The 24,505-nt window shown below is 43.1% G+C and carries 29 protein-coding genes and 1 tRNA gene; 28 read left to right on the top strand and 2 right to left on the bottom strand.

Translation table 11 applies throughout. The features are described 5' to 3' along the window. Positions 1 to 196: 196 nt before the first annotated feature. The 26 genes from ACIFOT_RS11925 to ACIFOT_RS11800 all read left to right on the top strand — a co-directional run bounded on the left by ACIFOT_RS11925 (position 197) and on the right by ACIFOT_RS11800 (position 21,717). On the top strand, positions 197 to 469 hold the full coding sequence (locus ACIFOT_RS11925; protein WP_430064705.1) for a hypothetical protein: 273 nt from the start codon (positions 197 to 199) through the stop codon (positions 467 to 469). Beyond that, positions 463 to 759 carry a hypothetical protein gene (locus ACIFOT_RS11920; RefSeq protein WP_430064704.1) on the top strand — a complete coding sequence of 99 codons (297 nt, stop codon included), beginning with the start codon at positions 463 to 465 and terminating at the stop codon, positions 757 to 759. The genes ACIFOT_RS11925 and ACIFOT_RS11920 overlap by 7 nt, the downstream gene beginning before the upstream one ends. Before the next feature lie 283 nt (positions 760 to 1,042). Next, positions 1,043 to 1,948: an ABC transporter permease subunit gene (locus ACIFOT_RS11915; protein WP_430064703.1), complete on the top strand. Its 906-nt coding sequence runs from the start codon at positions 1,043 to 1,045 to the stop codon at positions 1,946 to 1,948. 63 nt (positions 1,949 to 2,011) lie between these two features. Continuing rightward, positions 2,012 to 2,326: a DUF4870 domain-containing protein gene (locus ACIFOT_RS11910; RefSeq protein ID WP_430064702.1), complete on the top strand. Its 315-nt coding sequence runs from the start codon at positions 2,012 to 2,014 to the stop codon at positions 2,324 to 2,326. 35 nt (positions 2,327 to 2,361) lie between these two features. Next, complete coding sequence (locus ACIFOT_RS11905; protein ID WP_430064701.1) at positions 2,362 to 3,471, top strand: DUF4097 family beta strand repeat-containing protein; 1,110 nt, start codon at positions 2,362 to 2,364, stop codon at positions 3,469 to 3,471. Between the two features lie 16 nt (positions 3,472 to 3,487). Next, positions 3,488 to 3,853, top strand: a complete 366-nt coding sequence (locus tag ACIFOT_RS11900) for a phage holin family protein (protein WP_335444559.1) — start codon at positions 3,488 to 3,490, stop codon at positions 3,851 to 3,853. A 117-nt stretch (positions 3,854 to 3,970) separates the two neighbouring features. Next, positions 3,971 to 4,900 (top strand): HPr(Ser) kinase/phosphatase, encoded by a 930-nt coding sequence (gene hprK, locus ACIFOT_RS11895; protein ID WP_430064700.1) that lies wholly within the window; start codon positions 3,971 to 3,973, stop codon positions 4,898 to 4,900. 20 nt (positions 4,901 to 4,920) lie between these two features. Further along, complete coding sequence (gene lgt, locus ACIFOT_RS11890) at positions 4,921 to 5,739, top strand: prolipoprotein diacylglyceryl transferase (RefSeq protein ID WP_430064699.1); 819 nt, start codon at positions 4,921 to 4,923, stop codon at positions 5,737 to 5,739. 19 nt (positions 5,740 to 5,758) lie between these two features. Continuing rightward, positions 5,759 to 6,727: a nucleoside recognition domain-containing protein gene (locus ACIFOT_RS11885; RefSeq protein ID WP_430064698.1), complete on the top strand. Its 969-nt coding sequence runs from the start codon at positions 5,759 to 5,761 to the stop codon at positions 6,725 to 6,727. Further along, complete coding sequence (gene ppaX / locus ACIFOT_RS11880; RefSeq protein ID WP_430064697.1) at positions 6,696 to 7,340, top strand: pyrophosphatase PpaX; 645 nt, start codon at positions 6,696 to 6,698, stop codon at positions 7,338 to 7,340. Before ACIFOT_RS11885 ends, ppaX begins: the two co-directional genes overlap by 32 nt. A 4-nt stretch (positions 7,341 to 7,344) precedes the next feature. After that, positions 7,345 to 7,872: an acyltransferase gene (locus tag ACIFOT_RS11875; protein WP_430064696.1), complete on the top strand. Its 528-nt coding sequence runs from the start codon at positions 7,345 to 7,347 to the stop codon at positions 7,870 to 7,872. A gap of 354 nt (positions 7,873 to 8,226) precedes the next feature. Continuing rightward, positions 8,227 to 9,399, top strand: coding sequence for an ATP phosphoribosyltransferase regulatory subunit (locus tag ACIFOT_RS11870; protein WP_430064695.1), 1,173 nt, complete (start codon positions 8,227 to 8,229; stop codon positions 9,397 to 9,399). Continuing rightward, positions 9,392 to 10,024, top strand: a complete 633-nt coding sequence (gene hisG, locus ACIFOT_RS11865; RefSeq protein ID WP_430064694.1) for an ATP phosphoribosyltransferase — start codon at positions 9,392 to 9,394, stop codon at positions 10,022 to 10,024. Before ACIFOT_RS11870 ends, hisG begins: the two co-directional genes overlap by 8 nt. A 1-nt stretch (position 10,025) precedes the next feature. Beyond that, positions 10,026 to 11,303, top strand: a complete 1,278-nt coding sequence (gene hisD, locus ACIFOT_RS11860; RefSeq protein ID WP_430064693.1) for a histidinol dehydrogenase — start codon at positions 10,026 to 10,028, stop codon at positions 11,301 to 11,303. Positions 11,304 to 11,345: 42 nt separating this feature from the next. Then, positions 11,346 to 11,933: an imidazoleglycerol-phosphate dehydratase HisB gene (gene hisB / locus ACIFOT_RS11855; protein WP_430064692.1), complete on the top strand. Its 588-nt coding sequence runs from the start codon at positions 11,346 to 11,348 to the stop codon at positions 11,931 to 11,933. A gap of 178 nt (positions 11,934 to 12,111) precedes the next feature. Then, positions 12,112 to 12,741, top strand: coding sequence for an imidazole glycerol phosphate synthase subunit HisH (hisH, locus tag ACIFOT_RS11850; protein WP_430064691.1), 630 nt, complete (start codon positions 12,112 to 12,114; stop codon positions 12,739 to 12,741). Beyond that, complete coding sequence (hisA, locus tag ACIFOT_RS11845; protein ID WP_430064690.1) at positions 12,738 to 13,469, top strand: 1-(5-phosphoribosyl)-5-[(5-phosphoribosylamino)methylideneamino]imidazole-4-carboxamide isomerase; 732 nt, start codon at positions 12,738 to 12,740, stop codon at positions 13,467 to 13,469. The genes hisH and hisA overlap by 4 nt, the downstream gene beginning before the upstream one ends. Continuing rightward, the gene (gene hisF, locus ACIFOT_RS11840; protein WP_430064689.1) at positions 13,466 to 14,227 is read left to right on the top strand and encodes an imidazole glycerol phosphate synthase subunit HisF; all 762 of its coding nucleotides are present in this window, start codon (positions 13,466 to 13,468) and stop codon (positions 14,225 to 14,227) included. Before hisA ends, hisF begins: the two co-directional genes overlap by 4 nt. Next, a complete protein-coding gene (gene hisIE, locus ACIFOT_RS11835) occupies positions 14,224 to 14,841 on the top strand; it encodes a bifunctional phosphoribosyl-AMP cyclohydrolase/phosphoribosyl-ATP diphosphatase HisIE (protein ID WP_430064688.1) in 618 nt (205 codons plus the stop codon). Before hisF ends, hisIE begins: the two co-directional genes overlap by 4 nt. A gap of 249 nt (positions 14,842 to 15,090) precedes the next feature. After that, complete coding sequence (locus ACIFOT_RS11830; protein WP_430064687.1) at positions 15,091 to 16,578, top strand: tetratricopeptide repeat protein; 1,488 nt, start codon at positions 15,091 to 15,093, stop codon at positions 16,576 to 16,578. Between the two features lie 104 nt (positions 16,579 to 16,682). Further along, positions 16,683 to 17,633: a thioredoxin-disulfide reductase gene (gene trxB / locus ACIFOT_RS11825; protein ID WP_430064686.1), complete on the top strand. Its 951-nt coding sequence runs from the start codon at positions 16,683 to 16,685 to the stop codon at positions 17,631 to 17,633. Between the two features lie 410 nt (positions 17,634 to 18,043). Continuing rightward, positions 18,044 to 18,502, top strand: coding sequence for an 8-oxo-dGTP diphosphatase (locus ACIFOT_RS11820; protein WP_430064685.1), 459 nt, complete (start codon positions 18,044 to 18,046; stop codon positions 18,500 to 18,502). Between the two features lie 19 nt (positions 18,503 to 18,521). Then, on the top strand, positions 18,522 to 19,415 hold the full coding sequence (gene rapZ / locus ACIFOT_RS11815) for an RNase adapter RapZ (protein ID WP_430064684.1): 894 nt from the start codon (positions 18,522 to 18,524) through the stop codon (positions 19,413 to 19,415). After that, a complete protein-coding gene (locus tag ACIFOT_RS11810; protein WP_430064683.1) occupies positions 19,412 to 20,395 on the top strand; it encodes a gluconeogenesis factor YvcK family protein in 984 nt (327 codons plus the stop codon). The genes rapZ and ACIFOT_RS11810 overlap by 4 nt, the downstream gene beginning before the upstream one ends. 46 nt (positions 20,396 to 20,441) lie before the next feature. Beyond that, positions 20,442 to 21,380 carry a DNA-binding protein WhiA gene (gene whiA / locus ACIFOT_RS11805; RefSeq protein WP_430064682.1) on the top strand — a complete coding sequence of 313 codons (939 nt, stop codon included), beginning with the start codon at positions 20,442 to 20,444 and terminating at the stop codon, positions 21,378 to 21,380. A 79-nt stretch (positions 21,381 to 21,459) separates the two neighbouring features. Continuing rightward, complete coding sequence (locus ACIFOT_RS11800; protein WP_430064681.1) at positions 21,460 to 21,717, top strand: HPr family phosphocarrier protein; 258 nt, start codon at positions 21,460 to 21,462, stop codon at positions 21,715 to 21,717. Between the two features lie 201 nt (positions 21,718 to 21,918). Here the strand turns inward: ACIFOT_RS11800 and clpP are convergent, their stop codons facing one another. After that, positions 21,919 to 22,524 (bottom strand): ATP-dependent Clp endopeptidase proteolytic subunit ClpP, encoded by a 606-nt coding sequence (gene clpP, locus ACIFOT_RS11795; protein WP_430064680.1) that lies wholly within the window; start codon positions 22,522 to 22,524, stop codon positions 21,919 to 21,921. Between the two features lie 206 nt (positions 22,525 to 22,730). Between clpP and ACIFOT_RS11790 the strand changes: the two genes are divergently transcribed. Then, positions 22,731 to 22,802: transfer RNA gene (locus ACIFOT_RS11790), tRNA-Arg, on the top strand. Positions 22,803 to 22,850: 48 nt separating this feature from the next. Here the strand turns inward: ACIFOT_RS11790 and ACIFOT_RS11785 are convergent. Beyond that, on the bottom strand, positions 22,851 to 23,123 hold the full coding sequence (locus ACIFOT_RS11785; protein ID WP_430064679.1) for a helix-turn-helix domain-containing protein: 273 nt from the start codon (positions 23,121 to 23,123) through the stop codon (positions 22,851 to 22,853). A 52-nt stretch (positions 23,124 to 23,175) separates the two neighbouring features. Between ACIFOT_RS11785 and rpoN the strand changes: the two genes are divergently transcribed. Next, positions 23,176 to 24,504: an RNA polymerase factor sigma-54 gene (gene rpoN / locus ACIFOT_RS11780; RefSeq protein WP_430064678.1), complete on the top strand. Its 1,329-nt coding sequence runs from the start codon at positions 23,176 to 23,178 to the stop codon at positions 24,502 to 24,504. Position 24,505 lies beyond the last annotated feature (1 nt).

Raw genomic sequence — 24,505 nt, 5'->3', positions numbered from 1 at the left:
GAAAATCGGAGAAATTAAATGGAAAGCGCGCGAAATTATTTTGAATACCAGCGAAATAAATTCAATACCTCGCGAAAAAATGCAGAAAACCCTTGAAATCGTCCCCCTAAGACCACGCAAATCATAAATATGCAACCTTTTTCAAATGAGTTCGTCTAATATTTCGAAAATTAAAATATTTAAAGGAGACCTACCGATGATTTTCCGTTCCATCCTCCACCAATTGCTCTTGTGGCTCATCGCCACGATAATCTTTTTATTCCTGCTATTTTTGCCGCGCACGGCCGTCTACTCAACCGGAACCGGCGGAACCTTAATCGGTGCGGAATATGATTACTCTTTTGAAGCTCACATAAAGCAGTTCAAGGATTTCATCCAATATGTAAAAGAAAACAAAGGCTTGGAAAGGTGTATAACGGCCATTCCCTTACGGACAATATTTGGCGCACCTTTAAAAAAAGTATGCTGATTACGATTCCTGCCTTATTTCTTGGCTTGTTCCTTGGAATTGTCAAAGGAGTATTTGACTACCGGATTCGTGAGCGGCGCGGTCGATTATTCGGAGTGAGCACAACAAGATTTTTCCTTTCCATCCCGGATTTGTTTCTAATCATTGCCCTACAGCTTCTAATCATGGAAGGCTATGAGGCAGGGCTCCTTCCCCATATAAGTGTTTATGGAGCTGACCAGCTTAGCGTTGTTATTCTCGATATCATTTTTCTAGCCATCTATCCGTTATTTTATATCGCCATGTGTTGAAAAATTGCTTCGTTAAGATTCTGAGTCATACCAATACGATTACCCTTTATACTCTATCAAACTTGTTTATTGTAGAATATCTGACTAACTACCGCGGTGCCGCCTACTTCTTTTATGAAACGCTGACATCCCCTGAGTCCTTCACGGTTGGAGCCCAAATGTCAATTGGAATATATCCGGCAGCGGGATACATCATTCTTTTTACAGCCGTCATTTTTATTTCCAAAACACTTAGTCAAATTAGCCGAGGTATGGTATCCCCGTTAGAAAGGAATGGATAGACTTGAAGAATTGGAAGCTTTGGATTAGCAGCATCTTTTTGCTGGTTTTAATGGTTGTTATTTTCGCAGCTCCTTATTTGCCCTTTGTCGATCAGGATTTAAAAGAACACGGTGCCATTAAAACGGACAAAGGAAGCTTTATCCTTCCGCCGATTCCGCCTAGAGAGGGATTTCTGCTTGGAAGTGATCACAAAGGTGTGGATATATTGAGCATGATCATCATGGGGGCAAAAGAAACGCTAACAATTGTCGTTAGTGTGGTTCTTGTCCGATATGTGTTAGCCCTTCCTTTAGCGGTCGGAGGCTTTTACTCGAAATTTATAGAAAAGATACTAGAGGGCTGGCAGCAGATCTGTTCCTTTATGCCGCCAATCTTTTTTGTCTCTTTTTTTGTGACCCTGCCGCTGATTTTTTTTTCAGAGGATCGAGCTTTATGGATTATTGTGGTTCTGGCGGCACTGGAGACAGGCCGTGTCGCAGAAATCATTCTTCAGCACATGAAAGAAACGAAGAAAAGACCATATATTGAGGCAGGTATCGTTGCCGGGAATTCACCCTTTAGGATGTTTAAAAACTACTATTTCCCTGTTGTTGTCCTGCATATCATTATCTTAATTATTAATGACATGGGCAGGGTCCTTTTTCTCATTGCCCAGCTCGGCGTTGTACATATCTATGTCACCCATAAATTTATTTCGAATGAGGGCCGGGGGTATGATGTCGTCAATACTTCACTAGCATGGCCGACGATGTTTGAAACCATCACCGCTGATATTTTTTCGTATGAATGGATTCCGTTTTCCGTCATTGCCGCGATTGCCTGGACGATTTATACCTTTAATATGTTTGCCGACGGCGTGCAAAAGGTGTTTGAAAGAAAATACCGGACATTCCGCTCTGACCTTTAATTTTATGAAAAATTGAATCTTTCAACCTCCAACTTCGTAAATAAATAATAGAGGTGATGAAGTATGGATTCGAGAAAGGTCCTTTCGTGTTTGAGTTATTTCAGTATTTTTTTCGCGGGATTTCTGTTTCCGCTTGTGGTCTTAATTGCCAGCGGAGATCAAGTGACCAAAATGCATGCCAAGAAGGCGCTGCTTTCCCACTTGATTCCCTTGATTCCCACTCCGATTGTCCTTTTTTCAGTCGTTTACGAAGTTGGAAAAGGTGTAGGAGATGTCCCTGTCTTAACGATTATTAGTATTGTCATCCTAGTCATATTATGGGTCTCAGTCCTCATATGGAATGTTGTCAAAGGCGTAAAGGTCCTAATCACTGAATAGGATTTAAAGAGATTAATAAGAAGAGGTGGAAAACGATGACAGAGGAACGGAAGCGAATTTTAAAAATGGTTGAAGAGGGCAGACTTTCGGTGGATGAAGCGTTAACCTTGCTTGAAGAATTGGAAAAGGCGAAGCAAACCATGGAGCATAAGCAGGAACAAATCATAACCGAGCTATCTACGGCCGTTCAGTTTGAAGAAGCGAAAAAAGAAGATCCCGTCAATGCGAAATATCAATCAGCCAAGGAAAAGATTTTTGAATTCGTCGATTCGGCTTTGAAAAAAATTAAAGAAATTGATCTCGATTTGAATTTTGGTCAATCCGTTGATATTTCTCATATTTTCCATCATGGCAATGCGGAGCTGAAGGATATGGATATTGATGTGGCGAATGGTTCGGTGAAAATCTCTCCCTGGGACCAGGCGGATGTCCGGATTGAGTGTCAGGCCAAGATTTACCGAGTCGACAACCAGGATCATGCACGGCAAAACTTTTTACGGGATGTGAATTTTTCCGTAGAGGGCCAGAAGCTGCGCTTCGCCACACAGCAAAAATGGATGAAGGTCGAGGCGTTAGTATATGTACCAAAAGCGCAATATGAGCGGGTTCGTGTCCGACTGTTCAATGGCTCGATTTCCGGCGGCGAACTAAAGGTCGAGGATCTACGAATAAAAACGGCCAATGGAAAAATAACGCTGGACCATGTAAGCGGAAAAAGGGCGGAAGTGGAAACGGCAAACGGAAAAATTAATGTAAAGAACAGCCAGTTGGATGTGCTGGAGGCTGAAACCATTTCGGGCGCTATTAAATTGGATGGTGATTTCAAAAAGGTCGAAGCCCAGACCTTTGGCGGCAATATTAATCTTACTCTGGCTGGAAACCGCTGCGAATTCATCGGGACGAAAGCCACCACTGGTCCGATTGACTTATACATTCCAGAGGGGACTCCTGTCAGCGGCGAATTGAAGACCAACCTTGGCGGCTTCCATGTCAATCTGGTCGGTGTGCAAATTTTAGAAGAGAAAAGCGAAATGATCCAAAAATCGCTTCGCTTCCAATCAATCAACCATCCTGATACAATGTTAAAAATAAATGCTGATACGAAAACAGGCTCGATTACGATTAATAAATCACTTGTCGAATAAATAGGAGACCTTAAACATGAGATGGCTAATTGGATGTTTGATAAATGCAGTTTTATTTATGGCACTCGCAGGATATTTTAAAGAAAGCTTTGAATTAACAGGGTTTACCGCTGCGATTCAAGCGAGCATTTTATTATCCATCTTAAATGTCCTTGTGCGTCCTCTGCTGATCTTGTTCACCTTGCCGGTGACGGTAATCACGATGGGGTTGTTTCTGTTTGTCATCAATGCCATCACCCTCGAATTAACCGATTACCTTATGGGAGATGCCTTCGAGATTCATGGCTTTGGTATGGCGCTCCTTTTTGCCGTGATTATGTCACTGGTTAATATCATCATTCACAAAACTATTCTTGAGCCATCAAGGTCTTCTAAAAAATAGAGTGCGTGCCATTTAATGGGTACGTACTTTTTTTTAGTTAACGAAAGTATGGTTATCCTTCAAAAAATGCTAAAATAGAGGGAAATGAATTTTTCAACTGTTGAAGGAGTGAGCTTCTTGCCAAAAGTACGCACGAAAGATATATTGGAAAAATTTAATCTTGAATTGGTGAGTGGTGAGGAAGGAATTAACCGTCCGATTACCACGAGTGATATATCCCGTCCAGGAATTGAAATGGCCGGTTATTTCGAATTTTATCCGGCAGAACGGATTCAGCTTTTAGGAAAAACAGAATTGTCCTTTTTCGAAGAACTTTCGAAAAGTGAAAAAATTTCCAGGATGGAGCGTTTATGCACTGACATTACCCCGGCCATAATTGTCACAAGAGATATTGAGGTTCCAGTCGAATTAATTGAAGCATCGGAACGCGAATCAGTTCCAGTGCTCCGGGCAGCAATGAAAACAACCCGTTTTTCCAGCCGCCTGACGAACTTTTTGGAAAGTAAGCTTGCTCCGACTACCGCGGTTCACGGCGTCCTTGTTGACGTTTACGGAATTGGTGTTTTAATTACCGGTAAAAGCGGCGTCGGAAAAAGTGAAACGGCGCTGGAATTAGTTAAACGCGGACACCGCCTGGTTGCCGATGATTGTGTAGAAATCCGCCAGGAGGACCAAGACACATTGGTTGGGACTTCGCCGGATTTAATTGAGCATTTATTAGAAATCCGTGGACTGGGAATTATCAATGTTATGACGCTTTTCGGAGCAGGTGCTGTCCGCAGTAATAAACGAATCACCCTAGTCATGAATCTTGAAATCTGGGATTCCAAGAAGCAATATGACCGCCTCGGCTTAGACGAAGAGAAAATGAAAATTATTGATACTGAGGTCACGAAGCTGACTGTTCCGGTTCGTCCCGGACGAAACCTTGCTGTTATTATTGAGGTGGCCTCGATGAATTATCGTCTAAAAAGAATGGGCGTCAATGCAGCCCAGCAATTTACCGAGCGTCTTTCTGATGTGATTGAAGACGGCGAGCACGATTAATAGAAAGGGGAAATCATTTAATGAACGAAAAGATTCAGCCGCTTGATCCAATTGCCTTTACACTTGGTCCGATTCAAGTGCACTGGTACGGGATTATCATTGGTTCAGGCCTGGCATTAGCACTGTTTCTTGCCATAAGGGAAGCCAACCGGAGGGGGTTGCCGAAGGACACCTTTGCCGATTTGATGTTATGGGCGATTCCGATCGCGATTATTTCAGCGCGTATTTATTATGTGATATTTGAATGGAAGTATTACGTCAGTCATCCTGTAGACATACCTAAGATCTGGAATGGCGGGATTGCCATTCATGGGGCGTTGATTGGATCCGTGCTGACTGCGTATGTATTTGCTAGAAAAAGAGGAATTTCCTTCTGGAAAATCGCAGACATCGCCGCGCCGAGTATTATCCTTGGCCAAGCCATCGGCCGCTGGGGAAATTTCATGAATCAGGAAGCACATGGCGGAGAAGTGACCCGTTCATTTTTAGAGAACCTGCATTTACCTGATTTTATTATCAATCAGATGTATATTAATGGTGCGTATTACCATCCGACCTTCTTATATGAATCACTTTGGGATTTTGCCGGCTTTATCCTGCTGATGCTGCTGCGCCGTGTGAATTTCCGCCGCGGGGAATTGTTTTTATCCTATGTCATTTGGTATTCCGTCGGCCGCTTTTTCGTCGAAGGCTTGCGCACGGACAGTTTAATGCTGGGAAGCCTGCGAATGGCGCAAACCATTTCGATTGCGTTAATTGTGGCAGCGGTCGCGATTTTAATTGTTCGACGCAAGAAAAACCAATCGGAAACACGATATTTAGACCAAGCAAATAGTTAAATGAGGGAGATTTGGAGAAATGCTGTTAAACTCATGCAAAAAGGGGTTACTGGTCGGCTTTAAGACAACATGGACATTAGGGAAAATTATTTTTCCAGTTACCCTGATTGTGGCAATTCTACAATATACACCGCTGTTGCCTTGGGTAATTAATCTGATTTCTCCCTTAATGAAACTGCTCGGTTTATCAGGAGATGCGGCTATTCCGCTCGTTCTAGGAAACTTTCTGAACCTCTACGCGGCCATTGGGGCCATCCTGACTCTTGATTTTTCGGTAAAAGAAGTGTTTATTCTAGCGGTAATGCTCTCATTCTCACATAATTTATTCATTGAATCCAGTGTGGCTATGAAAGCGGGCGTGAAGCTTTGGATTGTGCTTGTCACAAGACCTGGACTGGCCCTGCTTTCTGCTGTAGTCATTAATCTTGTTTGGCATGGCGGCGGAGAGACTGCCAAGTATGGTTTGATTGAACCGAGCACTAGTCAGCCATCAGGAGTTTGGGGAATTTTAATAGAAGCGGTTCATAAAGCAGGTCTTGGTATTTTGCAGTTAGCCATGATCGTCATTCCGCTTATGGTTGTCATTCAAATTTTAAAAGATATCCAATGGTTGAAAAAATTTTCAAAGGGTATGGCACCAGTTACACGGACTCTTGGAATGAAAGAGAACACCTCAACCACAATGGCTGCCGGCTTACTGTTTGGCTTGGCCTACGGGGCGGGCGTGATGATTCAGGCAGTGAAAGAGGATGGAGTCAGCAAAAAGGACATTACGCTCGCGTTTATTTTTCTCATGGCCTGTCATGCGGTTGTTGAAGATACGCTTATCTTCGCTCCGCTCGGCATCCCCGTGCTGCCGCTGTTTATCATCCGCCTCGGAGTCGCCATTGTGTTAACCTTAATTGTCGGCACCATTTGGAAACGGTCCGGACTCGTAAAAAGAAAGGAAGCAGCTTATGACGAACAAAATTACAACAATCCTGTTTGATTTAGATGGTACCTTAATTGATACCAATGAATTGATTATTACAACCTACTTGCACACACTTGAAAAATATTACCCAAGTCGGTTCCAGCGCGAGGATGTCTTGCCGTTTATGGGCCCAACCCTTCATGAAGCTTTTGGCAGCATCGATCCTGACCGGGTAGAGGAAATGATTTTAGAATACCGCGCCTTTAATATCGCCAATCACGACGAGTTGGTTAAAGAATTCGAGGGTGTTTTTGAAACGGTTCAGACCTTAAAGGAAACCGGCTATAAGCTGGGGATTGTGACCACAAAACGGCATGATGTCACCTTGAAGGGCCTTCGTTTGATGGGGCTCGAACCATTTTTTGAAGTGATTGTTGCTTATGATCATGTGAGCAAAACCAAGCCAGATCCGGAACCAATTTTTAAAGCGTTAGAACAGCTTGGCTCCACGCCTGACGAAGCCATCATGGTAGGCGATAATTATCATGATATATTGGCTGGAAAAAATGCCGGAACTCAAACGGCTGGCTGTGCCTGGTCGATAAAGGGCAGAGAATATATTGCCAAATACGAACCTGATTACATCCTGGAGAACATGGCTGATTTATTACCAATCCTCGGAGTGTGAGAATATGAGGAATACGACCCGCTACCCTGTTGAAGGGGCGAACTCCCTGTGGCATGTTTACAAAACGGTGCCTTTTTGGAAGGTTGTCAAAAACTTTATTGTCATTCAGATGGCACGTTATACACCATTTTTAGGGATGAAAAATTGGCTGTATCGCACGTTCCTTGGTCTAAAGGTTGGGGATCAGACCTCGTTCGCCTTAATGGTCATGTTAGATGTGATGTTTCCCGAAAAAATTAGTGTCGGCCGAAATACGGTGATTGGCTATAATACGACGATTTTAGCCCATGAGTATTTGATAAAAGAATACCGGCTTGGGCCTGTAGAAATTGGCAGTGAAGTAATGATCGGTGCTAACTCCACGATCCTTCCCGGAGTCACGATTGGCGACGGAGCGATTGTCTCGGCCGGCACCTTGGTGCATAAGGATGTACCTGCTGGGGCATTTGTCGGCGGAAATCCGATGCGGGTCATTTATACGAAGGAACAGCTAGCAGAGCGCTGGGCCGACGACGTGATTTATGGTAAATGATTTTTTATTTGTCTGGTCTATGTGACCGGGCTTTTTTTTTATGACTTAACTTTATGGCGGATTCGGAATGGAAAGCCTTCCTGCGAAATGAATGGCAGTTCGCGGAATAAAAAGGAAGATCCGCGGAATTCCAGCCCAAATCTGCGGAATAATACTCAGATTTCGCGGAATTCCCAATAAATTTGCAGAAAAACTTCAAAAACCTGCGGGATTTTTCCCAGGCTTGCAGAAACTATCTATATCATCGGGATTTTTTCATTGACGAAAAATCACATAAGGGGTAAACTACAAATAACTTTAACTTATTAGCACTTTAGCAGAGTGAAGTAAATTTAGTGATAAAGGATGAACAGGATGAGTCGCTTGTTTATGTTTGAAAAGCCTTTGGGCATGAGGGACACGCTACCGGAGTTATTTGAAAAAAAGCATCGTGTTCGTTCATTAATGGCGGAAACGATCAAACTTTGGGGCTATCAATTTATTGAAACACCTACCCTGGAATACTACGAAACCGTTGGAGCGGCATCAGCCATTCTTGATGCGCAGCTTTTTAAATTATTAGATAAAGAAGGCCACACACTTGTGCTTAGGCCTGATATGACTTCACCAATTGCCCGCGTAGCGGCATCAAAGCTGCTAGAGGATGATCTTCCAGTCCGCTTAGCCTATTCAGCGAATGTATTCCGTGCCCAGCAGCGGGAGGGCGGCAGGCCAGCCGAATTCGAACAAATCGGGATTGAATCACTAAACGATGAAACGGTAACCTGTGACGGCGAAGTCATATCTTTATTGGTAACCTCCTTGAAAAATGCGGGACTGGAGGAATTTCAAGTTTCCATCGGCCATATCAGCTTCGCGCAGGAATTATTTTTGCAAATCCTTGGAACGGAAGAACGGTCTGATTCCCTACGAAAATTTTTATATGAAAAAAATTATGTCGGATATCGAGAGCATGTAAACTCGCTCAACCTGTCGTCAATCGATAAGCAGCGCCTTCTCCAATTCCTAGAATTGCGCGGCGGTGAAGAGGTCATTGGCAAGGCCCTCGACTTAATTGAAAATGGGCAAGGGAAGCTGGCCATCCTCCAGTTGAAGGAACTATGGGATGTGGTCAATGACTATGGAATCCAAGACCATGTAAAGTTTGATTTTACTATTGTTAGTCATATGAGCTATTATTCGGGAATTCTCTTCGAAGTATATGCGGGCAATGTCGGCTTCCCAATTGGCAATGGCGGCCGCTATAGCTTGATTGAAAAGTTTGGAAAAAATGCAAGTGCAACAGGATTTGCCGTTCGCATCGATATGCTTTTAGAAGCGTTAGGAGAAACCAAAACGGACAATTCAACCCACTGTATTTTTTTCAGCCAGGAGCGGCGCAAGGAAGCTTTTCAATTGGCCAAAAGAATGCATGAACAGGGTGTAAAAGCTGTGCTACAGGACATCACCGGAGTAAAAAATATCGATGCCTTCACGAAGAAGTTTGCCAATACGACCTTTTATATAGGAGGGCGCGGCGATGAATAATGTATTAACAATTGCAATGCCAAAAGGGCGCATTTTTGAAGAAGCGGTAGTATTACTGCGAAAAGCCGGCTACCAGCTTCCCCCGGAATTTGATGATTCGCGTAAATTAATCATCGAAGTCCCTGAAGAAGAGTTGAGGTTTATTTTATCAAAGCCAATGGATGTCGCGACCTATGTTGAGCATGGCGTCGCCGATGTCGGGATTGCTGGTAAGGACGTATTGCTTGAGGAAGAACGCGATGTTTACGAGCTGCTTGACCTCAAAATCAGCTATTGCTACTTAGCGGTGGCCGGTCTTCCAGGTACAAAAATGAATGATGTTGCCCCAAGAGTAGCGACTAAATATCCAAATGTGGCCGAAGCTTATTTTCGCGAGCAAGGGGAGCAGGTTGAGATTATTAAATTAAATGGTTCGATTGAGCTCGCCCCATTAATCGGGTTATCTGATCGGATTGTCGATATCGTTTCAACAGGTCGGACGTTAAAGGAAAATGGTTTGGTTGAATATGAAAGAATTGTTGATGTCACATCCCGTCTGGTTGTGAATCCTGTCAGCTACCGTTTAAAGGATCAACAAATTAACGATCTAGTGAATCGACTCAGTGAAGTTGTGGAGGTTGGTTAACATGAAAATACTAAAAGTTGCTGACGGAGTATCAATCAAACGCTCCATTGAAGCTGGGACCTCTGATCAGCAGGTGGTCGTTAAAGAGGTAATTTCCAACATTCGCAATCGCGGTGATGGGGCATTAAGAGAGTATACGGAAAAGTTCGACCGAGTCCTCTTAGATTCTTTTTCCGTGAATGAAAAAGAAATAAACGAGGCCTATGAGCAGGTTGACCAACAATTCATCTCAATTGTCCAAGAAGCGGCCGAAAATATCCGCAACTTTCACGAAAAACAATTACGTCCTTCGTGGATGACAACTGAAGAGAATGGAACCATTCTTGGTCAAAAAATAACCGCGCTTGATTCGGTTGGTGTATACGTGCCTGGCGGAACAGCCGCTTATCCGTCATCGGTACTCATGAACGTGATACCGGCAAAGGTGGCCGGGGTTAAACGAATTGTCATGGTGTCACCGCCGGACCGGGAAGGAAAAATACCTGCTGCCGTTCTTGTTGCAGCGAAGGAAGCTGGAGTCAAAGAGATTTATAAAGTGGGCGGCGCCCAGGCCATTGCCGCATTGGCCTATGGAACCGAGTCCATCGCCTCCGTTGATAAAATTACCGGCCCCGGAAATATTTATGTGGCGCTGGCGAAACGTGAGGTATATGGCGACGTTGATATCGATATGATTGCCGGACCAAGTGAGATTGCTATTTTAGCAGATGAAACAGCACGGGCCGACGAGGTAGCGGCAGACCTTTTATCACAGGCTGAGCATGATCCTCGTGCCTGCAGTGTTCTTGTCACTCCGTCACATAAACTAGCTGAAGAGGTTTCACAAGAAGTTGAAAAGCAGTTGGCGCTTCTGCCGCGGAAAGACATTGCAGCCCAGTCGATTAACGAATACGGTGTCATTTATGTAACAGCGAATATAGAGGAAGCTGTTGAAACGGTCAACAAGCTGGCGCCGGAGCATTTGGAGGTCATTACAGAAAACGCAATGGAGCTGCTTGGAAAAATTCGTCATGCCGGAGCCATTTTTATCGGCCGTTATAGTTCTGAGCCTGTCGGTGATTATTTTGCCGGCCCGAACCATGTGCTGCCAACCAATGGCACTGCCCGATTCTCAAGTCCTCTTAACGTTGATGATTTTCAAAAGAAATCTAGCGTGATTATATATAGTGAAAAAGCTTTAAAAGATAATGGGGCAAAAATTGCACAGTTTGCACGGATGGAAGGGCTCGAGGCCCATGCCCGTGCCGTCGAAATAAGATTAGAAAACGACCGTAAATAGTTTATTTGTGAAACTATATAACTCAAGGGGGACACTCATCTCATGGAAAGAGTAGCAAGCATTGAACGAAATACAAATGAAACAAAGATTCAGCTATCGTTAGCGATTGACGGGGAAGGCCGCTCCAATCTTGAAACAGGCGTGCCTTTTATGGACCATATGCTTGATTTGTTTACAAAACACGGTCAATTCAATCTTACGGTTGATGCGAAAGGGGATATCGAAGTCGATGACCACCATACGACCGAAGATATTGGGATTTGTTTAGGACAGACGCTTCGCGATGCACTAGGCGATAAACGCGGCATCAAGCGCTACGGAAATGCCTTTGTTCCAATGGATGATGCGCTGGCCCAGGTCGTCGTTGACCTCAGCAACCGGCCGCACTTCGAAATACGAGCGGAATTCCCGTCGCAAAAGGTTGGAACCTTTGACACCGAACTAGTTCATGAATTTCTTTGGAAGCTCGCCCTTGAAGCACGAATGAACCTCCATGTAATAGTGCATTACGGTAAAAATACACATCATATTATCGAAGCTGTTTTCAAAGCATTGGGACGAGCACTAGATGAAGCAACCACCATCGACCCGCGCATCAAAGGAGTTCCATCCACAAAAGGTATGTTATAGAAAAATGGATGGTGTCAGGCACCACAAAAAGACATATCACATCATTTGTCCACCTGGAAAGGACAAAGCTTATTGTGAAAAAGCTGCAATGTCCATTCCATATGTACAAATATAGTGATTTGTCCACGGGTGGTGTCAGGCACCATGAAAAGGCATCATGAAAGGAATGTTGTAAAGAATGATTGGCATTGTGGATTACGGTATGGGAAATCTTTTCAGCGTTAGCAAGGCCCTCGAACGATTAGGCGCTGATTATTTTATTTCAGCTGATCAAAGTAAATTGCTGCAGGCAGATGCCTTACTCCTTCCGGGAGTCGGTGCGTTCCGCGATGCGATGGAGCGGCTGCCGGCGGAAATGATCAAGGAATTTGCCGCGACTGGTAAACCGCTGCTCGGCATCTGCCTCGGCATGCAGCTACTGTTTGAACAAAGTGAAGAAAATGGCTTAACCGACGGGCTCGGTTTACTTCCAGGGAAGGTTCAACGTTTCCCAGGCAGAACCCCTGAAGGTGAATTGTATAAGGTTCCCCATATGGGCTGGAATAGATTAGAATTCGTAAAAGAATCACCCTTACTTAAAAACCTTGAGGAAGATTACGTGTATTTTGTGCATTCATATTTTGTAAATGCTGAAAAGTCTTCCGAAGTGCTCCTCGCAAAAGCTGACTACCATGAACAAGTTTCAGCGGTTGTTGGCAGGGATAATATTTTCGGGATGCAATTTCATCCTGAAAAAAGCAGCAAGCTGGGGATGGCCCTTCTCAATAATTTTTTAAAAATGGCAGAAGAAAGGAAGGCAATTCGATGAGCATCACGATTTATCCGGCGATTGATATGCGCGGGGGCAACTGCGTCCGTCTTCTTCAGGGGGACTATGGAAAGGAAACGATTTACGGCGATTCGCCGTTTGATATGGCGCAGCGCTTTGCGGCGGAAGGGGCCGAGTGGATTCACATGGTTGATCTCGACGGTGCAAAAGATGGCAAGCGCGTCAATGACCGTTTCGTGATTGAGGCTGCCCAAAACCTAAACAAGGTAAAAATTCAGATTGGCGGCGGCATTCGTTCTGAGGGAGATATTCTCCATTATCTTGAAAATGGAGTTGACCGAGTCATCATCGGAAGTATTGCCGTTTCTAATCCTGAGTTTGCCATTGATATGATTAAAAAATACGGCGCAAAGATTGCCGTAGGGATTGATGCGAAAAATGGCTATGTAGCTACACATGGCTGGATCGATACTTCAGAATTGAAAGCTGTGGACCTAGGCAAACGCTTTGCAGACGCCGGTGCGGAAACATTTATATTTACGGATATTGCAACAGATGGCACCTTAAAAGGTCCTAATATTGCCGCTGTTTGTGAAATGGCTGAAGTAACTGGAAAAAATGTCATTGCCTCAGGCGGAGTCAGCAGTCTTGCAGATTTAAAGGCTTTGTCTGAAGAAAACGGTATTGGCGGAGCCATCGTTGGTAAAGCCCTTTATGAAAACCGCTTTACCTTGAAGGAAGCGTTGGAAGAGGTGGGGGCAAAATGACATTAACAAAACGAATCATCCCCTGCCTTGATGTAAAGGATGGCCGGGTCGTAAAGGGAATCCAGTTCGTACAGCTTCGTGATGCCGGAGATCCAGTCGAGCTTGCACGCTTTTACGATGAACAAGGGGCAGACGAGCTAGTGTTTCTCGATATCTCAGCTTCGGTTGAAGGCAGAAAAACAATGGTGGAAGTCGTCAAAGCAGTCGCCTCTGAACTCGCGATTCCATTCACAGTTGGCGGAGGCATTAATGCATTAGAAGATATGAAGCGGATTCTCCGTGCCGGTGCCGATAAGGTTTCTCTGAATACAGCTGCTGTTTTGAACCCTGAATTAATCAAGGAAGGTGCCGACTTCTTTGGCTCGCAATGTATCGTCGTGGCCATTGATGCCAAGTTTGACGAAGAACTAGGTGAATGGCGTGTCTATACCCACGGCGGTCGAAAGCCTACTGATAAAAAAGTAATCGAGTGGGCGAGGGAAGCAGCAGATTTGGGCGCAGGAGAAATTTTATTAACGAGCATGGATAGTGATGGCGAGAAAAATGGATTCGATCTTTCACTAACAAAAGCTGTAAGTGAAGCAGTAACAGTTCCGGTAATTGCCTCCGGCGGTGCCGGAAATGCCCGTCATTTTGAAGAAGCTTTCGTGGACGGGAAAGCCGATGCGGCTCTCGCAGCCTCTATTTTTCATTATAAAGAAACCTCTGTTCATGAAGTCAAAAGCTATTTGGGGGAAAAAGGAGTGACCGTTCGATGAATGTTCGATTTGATGAAAAGGGCCTTGTGCCTGCAATTATTCAGGATGCCGGAACGAAAGAAGTGTTGACGCTCGCCTATATGAACGAGGAATCGCTCGCCAAAACGATTGAAACGGGGGAAACGTGGTTTTACAGCCGCTCCCGCCAGGAGCTGTGGCATAAGGGCGTGACAAGCGGCAATACGCAAAAGGTCGTCAGCATCAACTATGACTGTGATCAGGATGCTTTACTGGTTCTTGTATACCCAAAAGGGCCAGCCTGCCATACTGGTGCGGTAAGCTGTTTTTCTGAAGGCGTTTTGGAGCGAAAAGCAAACCTTGCGGACTATCAAATTTTACAAACGCTAGAAAAAGTCATTTCGGAGCGCGAACAGGAGCGGCCTGAAGGAGCGTATACAACTTATCTTTTTGAAAAAGGCGTCGATAAAATATTGAAAAAAGTCGGAGAAGAGGCGGCCGAGGTTATTATTGCCGCGAAAAATCGCGATCAAGAAGAGCTTCGTTGGGAAGCGGCGGATTTACTATACCACCTTCAGGTTTTGTTAGTGGAACAGGGGCTGCCATTCAGCGAAGTACTGCGGACATTAGAAGAAAGACACAAGGACCGGTCCTAATGGGATCGGTTTTTTTATACAAAATAACAGCCGAATTCTACGAAAATAGATATGCATTCTACAAAAAATTAGGCTGCTTTCTACAAAAACTGGTCCAAATTCTACAAAAATAATATCGGATTCTACAAATGTTGGAAATCATGTGGAAAACAGCGAATTCACTCGGATGAAATCTATATCGAAGCCCTTCTCGGACAACTCGGATATATGTTATACTACATTAGTTATTAAAGGATGATGGAGGACTTCATGGTTAAAGACGCAAAGGCAAGAATTCAAAAGGGGAAAATCCTTACATTTGTTCCAACGGGGGAATATTATTTCACGAAAGGTTTAAAGGCATACCATCGACGTGATTTTAATAAAGCAAAAAAATATCTTGGGCGAGCGATACAGCTTGAGCCGGGTGAACCGATGATTACATGCCAGTTGGCGATCGTGTCAACAGAACTTGGCGAATTTGAAAATTCCAACCGACTCTTGCATCTCATCCTTGAAGAACTGGATTCAGAAATGGTGGAGTGCCACTACTTTTTAGCAAATAATTATGCCCATTTGGGATTTTTTAAAGATGCTTATCACCATGCCAAGCTATATTTGCAGCTTGACCCGGATGGTGATTTTTCCGAGGACACAGAGGATTTGCTTGAACTGCTTACTCTTGAATCCGATGAGTTTGAGGAAGAGCTTTATGAAGAGGATGATCTGATTGTCAAACAGGAACAGGCCCGCGACCTGCTGGAGTCAGGATACTTTCCAAAGGCAATCGAACTGTTAAACGATGTCGTCAAAGAATATCCGGAATACTGGTCCGCTTATAACAACTTAGCACTCGCCTATTTTTACTTGGGGAAGGCGGAAAAGGCCAAAGCCATCCTTGACGATGTCCTGGAGCGCAATCCTGGGAATCTGCATGCACTATGCAACATGCTGGTGTTTGCTCATTATCAAGGCCAAGCCGAAAACGTTGCAAATCTGCTTGAAGTCTTGAAAAAAATACAACCGATGCTGAGCGAGCATCAATTTAAATTAGGTGCCTCTTTCGCTTTGGTCGGCGAATATGAACATGCCTATTTATGGTTGAAAAAGCTCTATAAGCATGGTTTTAATGGTGACGGACCGTTTTATTACTGGCTATCTTACTCTGCTTATTACACTGGTAATGAAACCTTTGCCATCAATATTTGGAAAAAAGTTATAGAAATCAATCCTGATAAAGAGGGTACTGAGCCTTGGAATATGGATCAGGCTGCCGGCTTTGAGGACCATTCCGGATCCATTTTTCAAAAACTCGAAAGCGACTATGCCGAAGAGCGCTTATTTGCCCTTTTCCTAACAACTGTTTCCGATAAAAAAGAGGAGATTCTCACTTCAAAACGGTTGATCCAAAATCAAAAATTCACTGCCTTGGAAAAAGAATATATTTCCCTTATCCGCTCTGGAAGACCATCGGTGGCAGCTGATGCCCAAGAAATTGCTGAGATATTTTATGAAAACCATCAGCCGATTGGCACCATTGAGGCTGGGCTTTACCTCATGTGGTTTTCGGTTTTCATTGAAGTTTCCAAAGCAAATGTCCATTTGAAAAATAAACGGGCCTGGGCAGCCGCAGTGGAGTATGTCTGGCATAAAATGCGTAGTGAAAAAGTGTCGCAGCAGGAGATTGCAGGTCGCTACGGAGTATCAGCGGCCACTATCGGAAAATATGTAAAAATAGTGAATGACTATCTTAATTAGGATGTCAATTTGAGCATAAAATTAGACTATAATATCATAGTTTTATACGATTAAGTTGGAAATACTAAACTTAATCGTTTTTTTTATTTAAGGAGTGAAACAGCATGTCTGAAGAAAAAATTTATGACGTTATTATTGCCGGTGCTGGTCCTGCGGGGATGACAGCGGCTGTTTATACATCACGTGCAAATCTTTCCACGCTTATGATTGAGCGCGGCATGCCTGGCGGTCAGATGGCCAATACCGAAGACGTAGAAAACTATCCGGGTTTTGAGAGCATCTTAGGTCCTGATTTATCCACCAAAATGTTCGAGCATGCGAAAAAGTTTGGTGCTGAATATGCCTATGGCGATATTAAAGAAATCGTTGACCATGGCGAATATAAGGTTGTGACCGCTGGTTCGAAGCAATATAAAGCCTATTCCGTAATTATTTCAACCGGTGCGGAGTATAAAAAAGTCGGCGTACCAGGCGAAAAAGAACTTGGCGGACGCGGTGTTTCTTATTGTGCGGTTTGTGACGGAGCCTTCTTCAAAGGTAAAGAGCTTTATGTTATCGGCGGCGGCGACTCTGCGGTCGAAGAGGGAGTTTACTTAACTCGCTTCGCCACCAAAGTTACCATCGTTCATCGCCGTGATCAGCTGCGGGCGCAAAAAATACTTCAAGATCGTGCTTTTGCTAACGAAAAAATTGATTTTATCTGGAACCATACGGTTAAATCGATTAATGACACAAATGGTAAAGTTGGCAGCGTCACGCTTGTTTCGACGCAAAATGGGGAGGAAACAGAACTTCCTGCAGATGGAGTATTTATTTATATCGGAATGGTGCCACTTTCGAAGCCATTTGAGAGCCTTGGAATTACAAATGAAAATGGATATATTGAAACAAATGAGTTGATGGAAACGAAGGTGCCGGGAATTTTTGCAGCTGGGGATATACGCGAAAAAACACTTCGCCAGATTGTTACAGCTACCGGTGACGGTAGCATCGCTGCATCAAGTGCCGCGCATTATGTAGAAGAATTAAAGGAAGAAATGAAATTAAAACAATAAAAGGGAATGGAAAACGCTTCCAAAAAAGTAACTCGGTTTTAACTCTCCTGTAACAATGGTGAAATATTGATAAGGTATGATAAGGTAAATTGACCCCCTTTAAAAATATATACCTTTTCCAGCGCAGGTCCAGCAGCCTGCGCTCTTTTTTTGTTTGCTGCAAAATAAATAAGTTTTTACCACTATAAAAATTAACAGAAATATCGATTTTGTATTCATTGTGACTGCATCCTAAAAATAGTATAATGAAATGAATTATATTAGGATGAGCATTCTAGCTACAGCGCCCAGGGGATCTCTGGTCTAAGCCAATCCGGCATGAAGGTTAAAGAACAACCTTCCTGCCGGCTCGTCTTATTCTTGTCGCCCCTGGTCAAGGCGCTTTCGCTTTATAAAAGAAGGTGTGTATTGTGCAGCGTGTCACCAATTGCGTATTAATAAGAGACGATAAAGTATTGTTGCTGCAGAAACCGAGGCGCGGCTGGTGGGTTGCTCCGGGCGGCAAAATGGAGCCAGGCGAATCGGTGCGGGACTCTTGCATCCGAGAATACCGTGAAGAAACGGGAGTATACTTAAAAAACCCACAATTAAAAGGAATTTTTACCTTCATCATGAAAGAAGGCGACCAGCTTTTATCTGAATGGATGATGTTTACCTTCGTGGCAGCTGATTCTGATGGACTGGATTTGGATGAATCTGAAGAAGGAAAACTGGAGTGGCATCCTATCAGTCAAATTAAAAATCTGCCAATGGCCGCCGGTGATTATCATATTATTGATTACATGATTCATGGAAAAGGAATCATTTACGGTACTTTTACGTATACAAAAGATTTTGCACTAATCAGCTATCGATTAGATCCAAGTTAAATAACAGGGGGAATGGGAAATGAGTACCGGTTCGACAAGCGACACTCAGATGGTCATTATTACAGGAATGTCCGGAGCTGGAAAAACAGTGGCAATTCAAAGCTTTGAAGATTTGGGGTTCTTCTGTGTCGACAATTTACCTCCTACCTTGCTTCCGAAATTCCTTGAACTTATGAAGGAATCAGGGAATAAAATGAATAAAGTAGCCCTTGTCATGGACTTAAGAGGAAGAGAATTTTTCGACCACCTTTTTAAAGCCTTAGATGAGCTTGCAGAAACTTCCTGGGTGAATCCGCAGATTTTATTTTTAGATTCGGATGATGCAACCTTAGTCCGACGCTATAAAGAAACGAGACGCTCACATCCGCTTGCGCCATCTGGTTCTCCACTGGAAGGAATCACCCTTGAACGGGAGCTCCTTGAAGAGTTAAAAGGGCGTGCCCAATTAATTTACAACACTTCCCAGATGAAACCGCGTGAATTACGTGAGAAGATATTAACGGAATTTACCGCGAATAAACAACTAATCTTTACTGTCAATGTCATGTCGTTTGGCTTTAAGCATGGGATTCCGATTGATGCGGATCTTGTTTTCGATGTCCGCTTCTTGCCGAACCCTCACTATATCGACCATATGCGTCCGAAAACTGGGCTGGATGAAGAAGTCTCCAATTATGTTTTGAAATGGAATGAGACGCATAAATTTTTGGAAAAAGTTACGGATTTGCTAAGTTTCATGCTTCCACATTATAAGCGGGAAGGGAAGGCCCAGCTGGTGATTGCTATTGGCTGTACTGGCGGGCAGCATCGTTCCGTGGCCTTAGCTGAATATATTGGACGCTTTTTCCAAAATGATTACAAGACTTGTATTTCACACCGTGACATCGAGAGGAGAAAGGATAAAACAACATGAGAGAGTTAAGACAGCCTCGCATTGTCGTCATTGGCGGGGGAACAGGATTACCGGTATTATTGCGTGGTTTAAAGCAGTATCCTGTTGATATTACCGCCATTGTGACAGTTGCCGATGACGGGGGAAGCTCCGGACGGCTGCGCGAGGACCTGCATATCCCTCCTCCAGGTGACATTCGCAATGTTTTAGCATCCCTTTCAGATGTTGAACCCCTTGTTGAGGAAATGTTTCAGCATCGCTTTAAAACATCGAATGAGCTTTCGGGTCACTCGCTGGGAAATTTAATCCTAGCAGCGATGACATCGATTACCGGCAATTTTGTTCATGCCATTCAAGAAATGAGTAAGATCTTAAATGTTCGTGGTAAAGTATTGCCAGCCGCGAATCAAAGTGTGATTTTGCATGCAGAAATGGAAGATGGCACGATTGTGTCAGGAGAATCGAAAATTCCTTACTCTGGTAAAAAAATCAAAAAGGTATTTATGACTCCAGCCCAAATTCGTCCCTTGCCAGAAACGATTCAAGCAATCCGGCAGGCTGATTTAATCATCATCGGCCCTGGAAGCTTGTATACAAGCATATTGCCTAATCTGCTTGTTCCCCGTTTAGGGGATGAAGTGTGCCGTTCACATGCTAAAAAGGTGTATATCTGTAATTTGATGACACAGGCTGGAGAAACACATGGGTATTCCGCCAGCGACCATGTAAAGGCTCTTTATGATCACATGAGCTGCGCTTTTATAGATACCATTCTTGTAAATAATGAAGAAGTTCCGCCGGATGTACAGCTCCGCTACAAAGAAGAGCTGGCTCAGCCGGTGGCATACGATTTGCCGGAGTTATTCGAACTTGGCATTGAGGTCGTACATGCCGAAATCGCTTATTTAGAAAATGGGGCACTTCGGCACGATCCCAAAAAAGTGGCGAAAATTTTATATAATTTGCTGATTACTGAAACCAAAAAGCGTTATAAAGCGTAAATAAGGTATGCATGTAAAACTAAAGTAAGTGATTGGGGTGAGGGGAATGTCTTTCGCTTCGGAAACGAAAAAGGAATTAACTAACTTGGAAGTGAAAACGTGCTGTATTCATGCAGAGCTCTCGGCTTTAATCCGCATGAACGGTTCCCTTTCCTTTTCAAATCGCAAGTTAGTTGTCGATATTCAAACCGAAAATGCTGCGATTGCCAGAAGAATTTATACGTTATTGAAAAAAAGCTACCAAGTTCAGGTAGAATTGCTAGTACGAAAAAAGATGCGCCTGAAAAAGAACAATGTCTATATTGTGCGCTTATCCGATCAGGCCAAGGAGATTCTCGAGGACACGAAAATTATTGGTGAAGGGTTTACCATTATTCATGATATTGCACCTGAACTTATCAAAAAGAAGTGTTGTAAGCGTTCTTACCTACGTGGTGCCTTTCTCGCCGGGGGTTCTGTCAATAATCCGGAAACGTCTTCCTATCATTTAGAAATTGCTTCGCTCTATAAAGAACATAATGATTCTTTGTGCGAATTAATGAATACATTTGGTCTTAACAGTAAAACGCTTGAGCGGAAAAAAGGCTATATTACTTATTTAAAGGAAGCAGAGAAAATCACCGAGTTTTTAAATATCATCGGTGCCCATAATGCTTTGCTCCGCTTTGAGGACGTAAGAATTGTAAGGGATATGCGGAATTCTGTTAATCGTCTTGTCAACTGCGAAACCGCAAATCTCAATAAAACGATTGGAGCCTCCATCAGGCAGGTAGAAAATATCCGATTTATCGATCAGACAGTCGGATTGCAAATCCTACCGGAAAAACTAAGAGAAATTGCCGAGCTTCGTTTAAATTATACCGATGTGACCTTAAAAGAACTTGGTGAAATGGTCTCCGGCGGCACTATCAGTAAATCCGGCATCAATCATCGCTTAAGAAAAATTGATGAAATCGCCGAGAAGCTGCGTGTTGGGGAAATGTAAGTTAGAAACTAGAATAGTTTGTGAAATTTTGAATAAGCTTCAAAGATATATAAAGAAAAAAATGAGGAGGAATATGATTATGCTAGTGAAAGAAGTAGAAGTTAAATTGAGAACAGGACTTCAAGCGCGCCCAGCGGCCCTTTTTGTCCAGGAAGCCAACCGGTTTTCTGCCGATATTTTTCTAGAGAAGGATGGCAAGAAAGTAAATGCCAAAAGCATCATGGGCTTAATGAGCTTAGCAGTCGGCTCAGGAGTCGTGATTAATATCATTGCAGACGGTGATGATGAAGAAAACGCCATCCACGCTTTAGCTGATTTTATTCAGAAGGATCAATAATAGAAAAGGGGTTTGGCTCATTAAGATGCCAAACCTCTTTTTGGTTTTATGAGGATTTTCTATGACCATATAACATGAAATTTCACTGCCATTAAGAAAATCCCCTAATGCTGATGCTCGAAGAAAGAAGGGCGCCTAAAAGCCCCCACAGGCCACAAAAATAAAAAAGCAACCAGCCCTAAAGCCGGTTGCTCAAAACAATTACTTTTTCGTTTTATCATCAAGAGAATTACGAGTAATAATGTGGTCAACTAGACCATATTCTTTCGCACGTTCAGCAGTCATGAAGTTATCGCGGTCAGTATCCTTTTGGAGCACTTCAAGCGGCTGGCCAGTGCGCTCAGCAAGAATTCCATTTAATTTTTCACGAAGGAAGAGGATGCGCTTAGCAGCAATTTCGATTTCCGTTGCCTGTCCCTGTGCACCGCCTAGTGGCTGGTGAATCATAACTTCAGCATTCGGAAGGGCATAGCGCTTGCCTTTTTCACCTGCTGCAAGAAGGAATGCACCCATGGATGCAGCCATACCGATACAGATTGTTTGCACGTTTGGCTTAATGAACTGCATAGTATCATAAATCGCCATACCGGCAGTAATGCTTCCGCCAGGGCTGTTGATATATAGGGATATATCTTTTTCTGGGTTATCAGCTTCAAGGAATAATAATTGAGCAACAATGCTGTTTGCTACATGATCATCAATGGCGCTTCCAAGCATGATGATCCGGTCTTTTAATAGACGGGAATAGATGTCATATGCTCTTTCGCCCCGGTTCGTTTGTTCGATTACTGTAGGGATCAAATTCATTTTTCTTCCTCCTTTGATTAGAAAAGGTAAAAACATTATGTATTGTTATCATACACTGGATGGTCAATAAAGGTCAAACAGTTTGACTTTAAAAAGTTCGACAGCTTTCCCTAATTCATCATATCCAGATTAGTTCATTTTAAACCCATTTTCTACTTGCAAAGTGAAAGAATCTGGCATATAATATGTAAGTCGTTAATAATTTTGCGCTCGTGGTGCAACGGATAGCACGTAAGATTCCGGTTCTTAAAATGGGGGTTCGATTCCCTCCGAGCGCGTCATGAAAGCCCTCTGTTTTTCGCAAACAGGGGGTTTTTATTTTTCAACTATTGAAAATAACTGTGAAATATCGTCAATTTTAAGAGCTTCAGCAATCTGCACATTTCTTTTTTTAAAATAGTGTTAAGCTCATTATTATAAAGTGAATTAATGGTAGACTCATTTACTTTTGAAAGACCAGCTATTTCCTCTTGAGACATATTTCTTTCATTAAATAAATCTTTTAAATGACAATGAATCTTCTTCATCTCATAAAACACTCCTTTATTATAAATATATCGATAAGCGGTATATATAAATAGCTGGTTGCCAATTTCCATACCCCAAAACTCCTCTTTCATGTAAAATAGATAATAAGGGGGAGAGATTAAAATGAATTTAAAGGCAGGATTATGGCAACAGCAAACATTAAAACTCGCGATGACGCAAGAATTATCCCAGGCGATAGCCTTATTGCAATATTCAGCGCAGGAACTGACTGCTTTTTTGGAAAATAAGGCGCTAGAAAATCCCCTGATCCAAGTGGAGCATGCGAATGTAAAGCCGATGAATCCCCTAATCGATCGAAATCGCCGCAAACATCAAAAAGAAGAAAAAGACTGGATCGACCAAATTGCCGAAAAGAAATTTTCGTTAGAAGAGCAATTAATTTCTCAATTAAACATAAAAAAATTGTCGGCGGACCAATTGAGAGTCATTCGCCATCTTATACAGAATCTAGATGAAAACGGTTACTTCTTTGGTGACTTCAGCCAAATTGCTGAAAACCTAAAGGTATCAGAGGAATTAGTAGAGGAATGTTTAGCCGTGCTGCAAACGCTCGAACCAGCGGGAATTGGTGCAAGAAACCTACAAGAATGCCTCTTGATGCAAATTTATTATCAAAATCCTAATAATGAGCTTGCCCTTAATATTATTGCTAACTATTTTGTTCCTTTCGCTGAAAAGAAATGGAAGCAAATTTCAAAAGAGCTTAAGGTTACTTTAAAGGAAATTCAAGATGTTTTCGATGAAATCCAGGTTCTTAATCCAAAACCTGCAGCGATTTTAACCGGGGGAACTGCTAGTGCAGCCTACATTACGCCCGATGCGATTATTGAGCAAACTGAGGAAGGTTTAACAGTTCGGATGTTTGATGATCCGATTCCAAGGATAAGCTTCAATGAGACGTACTATAAAAAATTCAAAGACCAGGATATTCAGGTAAGCCGTTTTTTACAGGAAAAATTCCAGGATTACCAATGGATCTTAAGAAGTATTGAACAGCGGAAAGAAACACTGACAAAGGTTGTAGGAAAGATTGTTGAAAAGCAGCCTGCTTTTTTTCAAAAAGGTGCACAATATTTAGTACCGATGACGATGAAGGAAGTGGCCGCGGAACTAGACATTCATGAATCGACCGTCAGCCGTGCTGTAAGGGAAAAATACGTGCAAACACCAGTAGGAACCGTTACGTTAAAATCCTTTTTCACCAGTACAATCCAAACGGTCTCAGAGGATGAAAATACCTCCTCAACTCAAGTGAAAAATGCCATTACCAGGCTGATAGAAAAAGAGAATAAAGAAAAACCGCTATCGGATCAGGAAATTGTGGAACAATTGAAGACGGCAGAGGGAATCGTAGTTTCGAGGCGGACTATTGCCAAATACCGTGACCAGCTGGGGATCCCGTCCTCATCAAAAAGAAAAAGATTTAACTAAG

This window comes from Neobacillus sp. NRS-1170, from assembly GCF_050468025.1.
Note: the sequence above shows the minus strand (reverse complement) of the source record. Positions and strands in the feature narration are given on the sequence as shown.

Bases quoted from the DNA above. Each gene is read 5' to 3' on its own strand.
- ACIFOT_RS11925 (WP_430064705.1), top strand. From the start codon at position 197: ATGATTTTCCGTTCCATCCTCCACCAATTGCTCTTGTGGCTCATCGCC.
- ACIFOT_RS11920 (WP_430064704.1), top strand. From the start codon at position 463: ATGCTGATTACGATTCCTGCCTTATTTCTTGGCTTGTTCCTTGGAATT.
- ACIFOT_RS11910 (WP_430064702.1), top strand. From the start codon at position 2,012: ATGGATTCGAGAAAGGTCCTTTCGTGTTTGAGTTATTTCAGTATTTTT.
- ACIFOT_RS11905 (WP_430064701.1), top strand. From the start codon at position 2,362: ATGACAGAGGAACGGAAGCGAATTTTAAAAATGGTTGAAGAGGGCAGA.
- ACIFOT_RS11900 (WP_335444559.1), top strand. From the start codon at position 3,488: ATGAGATGGCTAATTGGATGTTTGATAAATGCAGTTTTATTTATGGCA.
- lgt (WP_430064699.1), top strand. From the start codon at position 4,921: ATGAACGAAAAGATTCAGCCGCTTGATCCAATTGCCTTTACACTTGGT.
- ACIFOT_RS11885 (WP_430064698.1), top strand. From the start codon at position 5,759: ATGCTGTTAAACTCATGCAAAAAGGGGTTACTGGTCGGCTTTAAGACA.
- ppaX (WP_430064697.1), top strand. From the start codon at position 6,696: ATGACGAACAAAATTACAACAATCCTGTTTGATTTAGATGGTACCTTA.
- ACIFOT_RS11875 (WP_430064696.1), top strand. From the start codon at position 7,345: ATGAGGAATACGACCCGCTACCCTGTTGAAGGGGCGAACTCCCTGTGG.
- ACIFOT_RS11870 (WP_430064695.1), top strand. From the start codon at position 8,227: ATGAGTCGCTTGTTTATGTTTGAAAAGCCTTTGGGCATGAGGGACACG.
- hisG (WP_430064694.1), top strand. From the start codon at position 9,392: ATGAATAATGTATTAACAATTGCAATGCCAAAAGGGCGCATTTTTGAA.
- hisD (WP_430064693.1), top strand. From the start codon at position 10,026: ATGAAAATACTAAAAGTTGCTGACGGAGTATCAATCAAACGCTCCATT.
- hisB (WP_430064692.1), top strand. From the start codon at position 11,346: ATGGAAAGAGTAGCAAGCATTGAACGAAATACAAATGAAACAAAGATT.
- hisH (WP_430064691.1), top strand. From the start codon at position 12,112: ATGATTGGCATTGTGGATTACGGTATGGGAAATCTTTTCAGCGTTAGC.
- hisA (WP_430064690.1), top strand. From the start codon at position 12,738: ATGAGCATCACGATTTATCCGGCGATTGATATGCGCGGGGGCAACTGC.
- hisF (WP_430064689.1), top strand. From the start codon at position 13,466: ATGACATTAACAAAACGAATCATCCCCTGCCTTGATGTAAAGGATGGC.
- hisIE (WP_430064688.1), top strand. From the start codon at position 14,224: ATGAATGTTCGATTTGATGAAAAGGGCCTTGTGCCTGCAATTATTCAG.
- ACIFOT_RS11830 (WP_430064687.1), top strand. From the start codon at position 15,091: ATGGTTAAAGACGCAAAGGCAAGAATTCAAAAGGGGAAAATCCTTACA.
- trxB (WP_430064686.1), top strand. From the start codon at position 16,683: ATGTCTGAAGAAAAAATTTATGACGTTATTATTGCCGGTGCTGGTCCT.
- rapZ (WP_430064684.1), top strand. From the start codon at position 18,522: ATGAGTACCGGTTCGACAAGCGACACTCAGATGGTCATTATTACAGGA.
- ACIFOT_RS11810 (WP_430064683.1), top strand. From the start codon at position 19,412: ATGAGAGAGTTAAGACAGCCTCGCATTGTCGTCATTGGCGGGGGAACA.
- whiA (WP_430064682.1), top strand. From the start codon at position 20,442: ATGTCTTTCGCTTCGGAAACGAAAAAGGAATTAACTAACTTGGAAGTG.
- ACIFOT_RS11800 (WP_430064681.1), top strand. From the start codon at position 21,460: ATGCTAGTGAAAGAAGTAGAAGTTAAATTGAGAACAGGACTTCAAGCG.
- clpP (WP_430064680.1), bottom strand. From the start codon at position 22,524: ATGAATTTGATCCCTACAGTAATCGAACAAACGAACCGGGGCGAAAGA.
- ACIFOT_RS11785 (WP_430064679.1), bottom strand. From the start codon at position 23,123: ATGGAAATTGGCAACCAGCTATTTATATATACCGCTTATCGATATATT.
- rpoN (WP_430064678.1), top strand. From the start codon at position 23,176: ATGAATTTAAAGGCAGGATTATGGCAACAGCAAACATTAAAACTCGCG.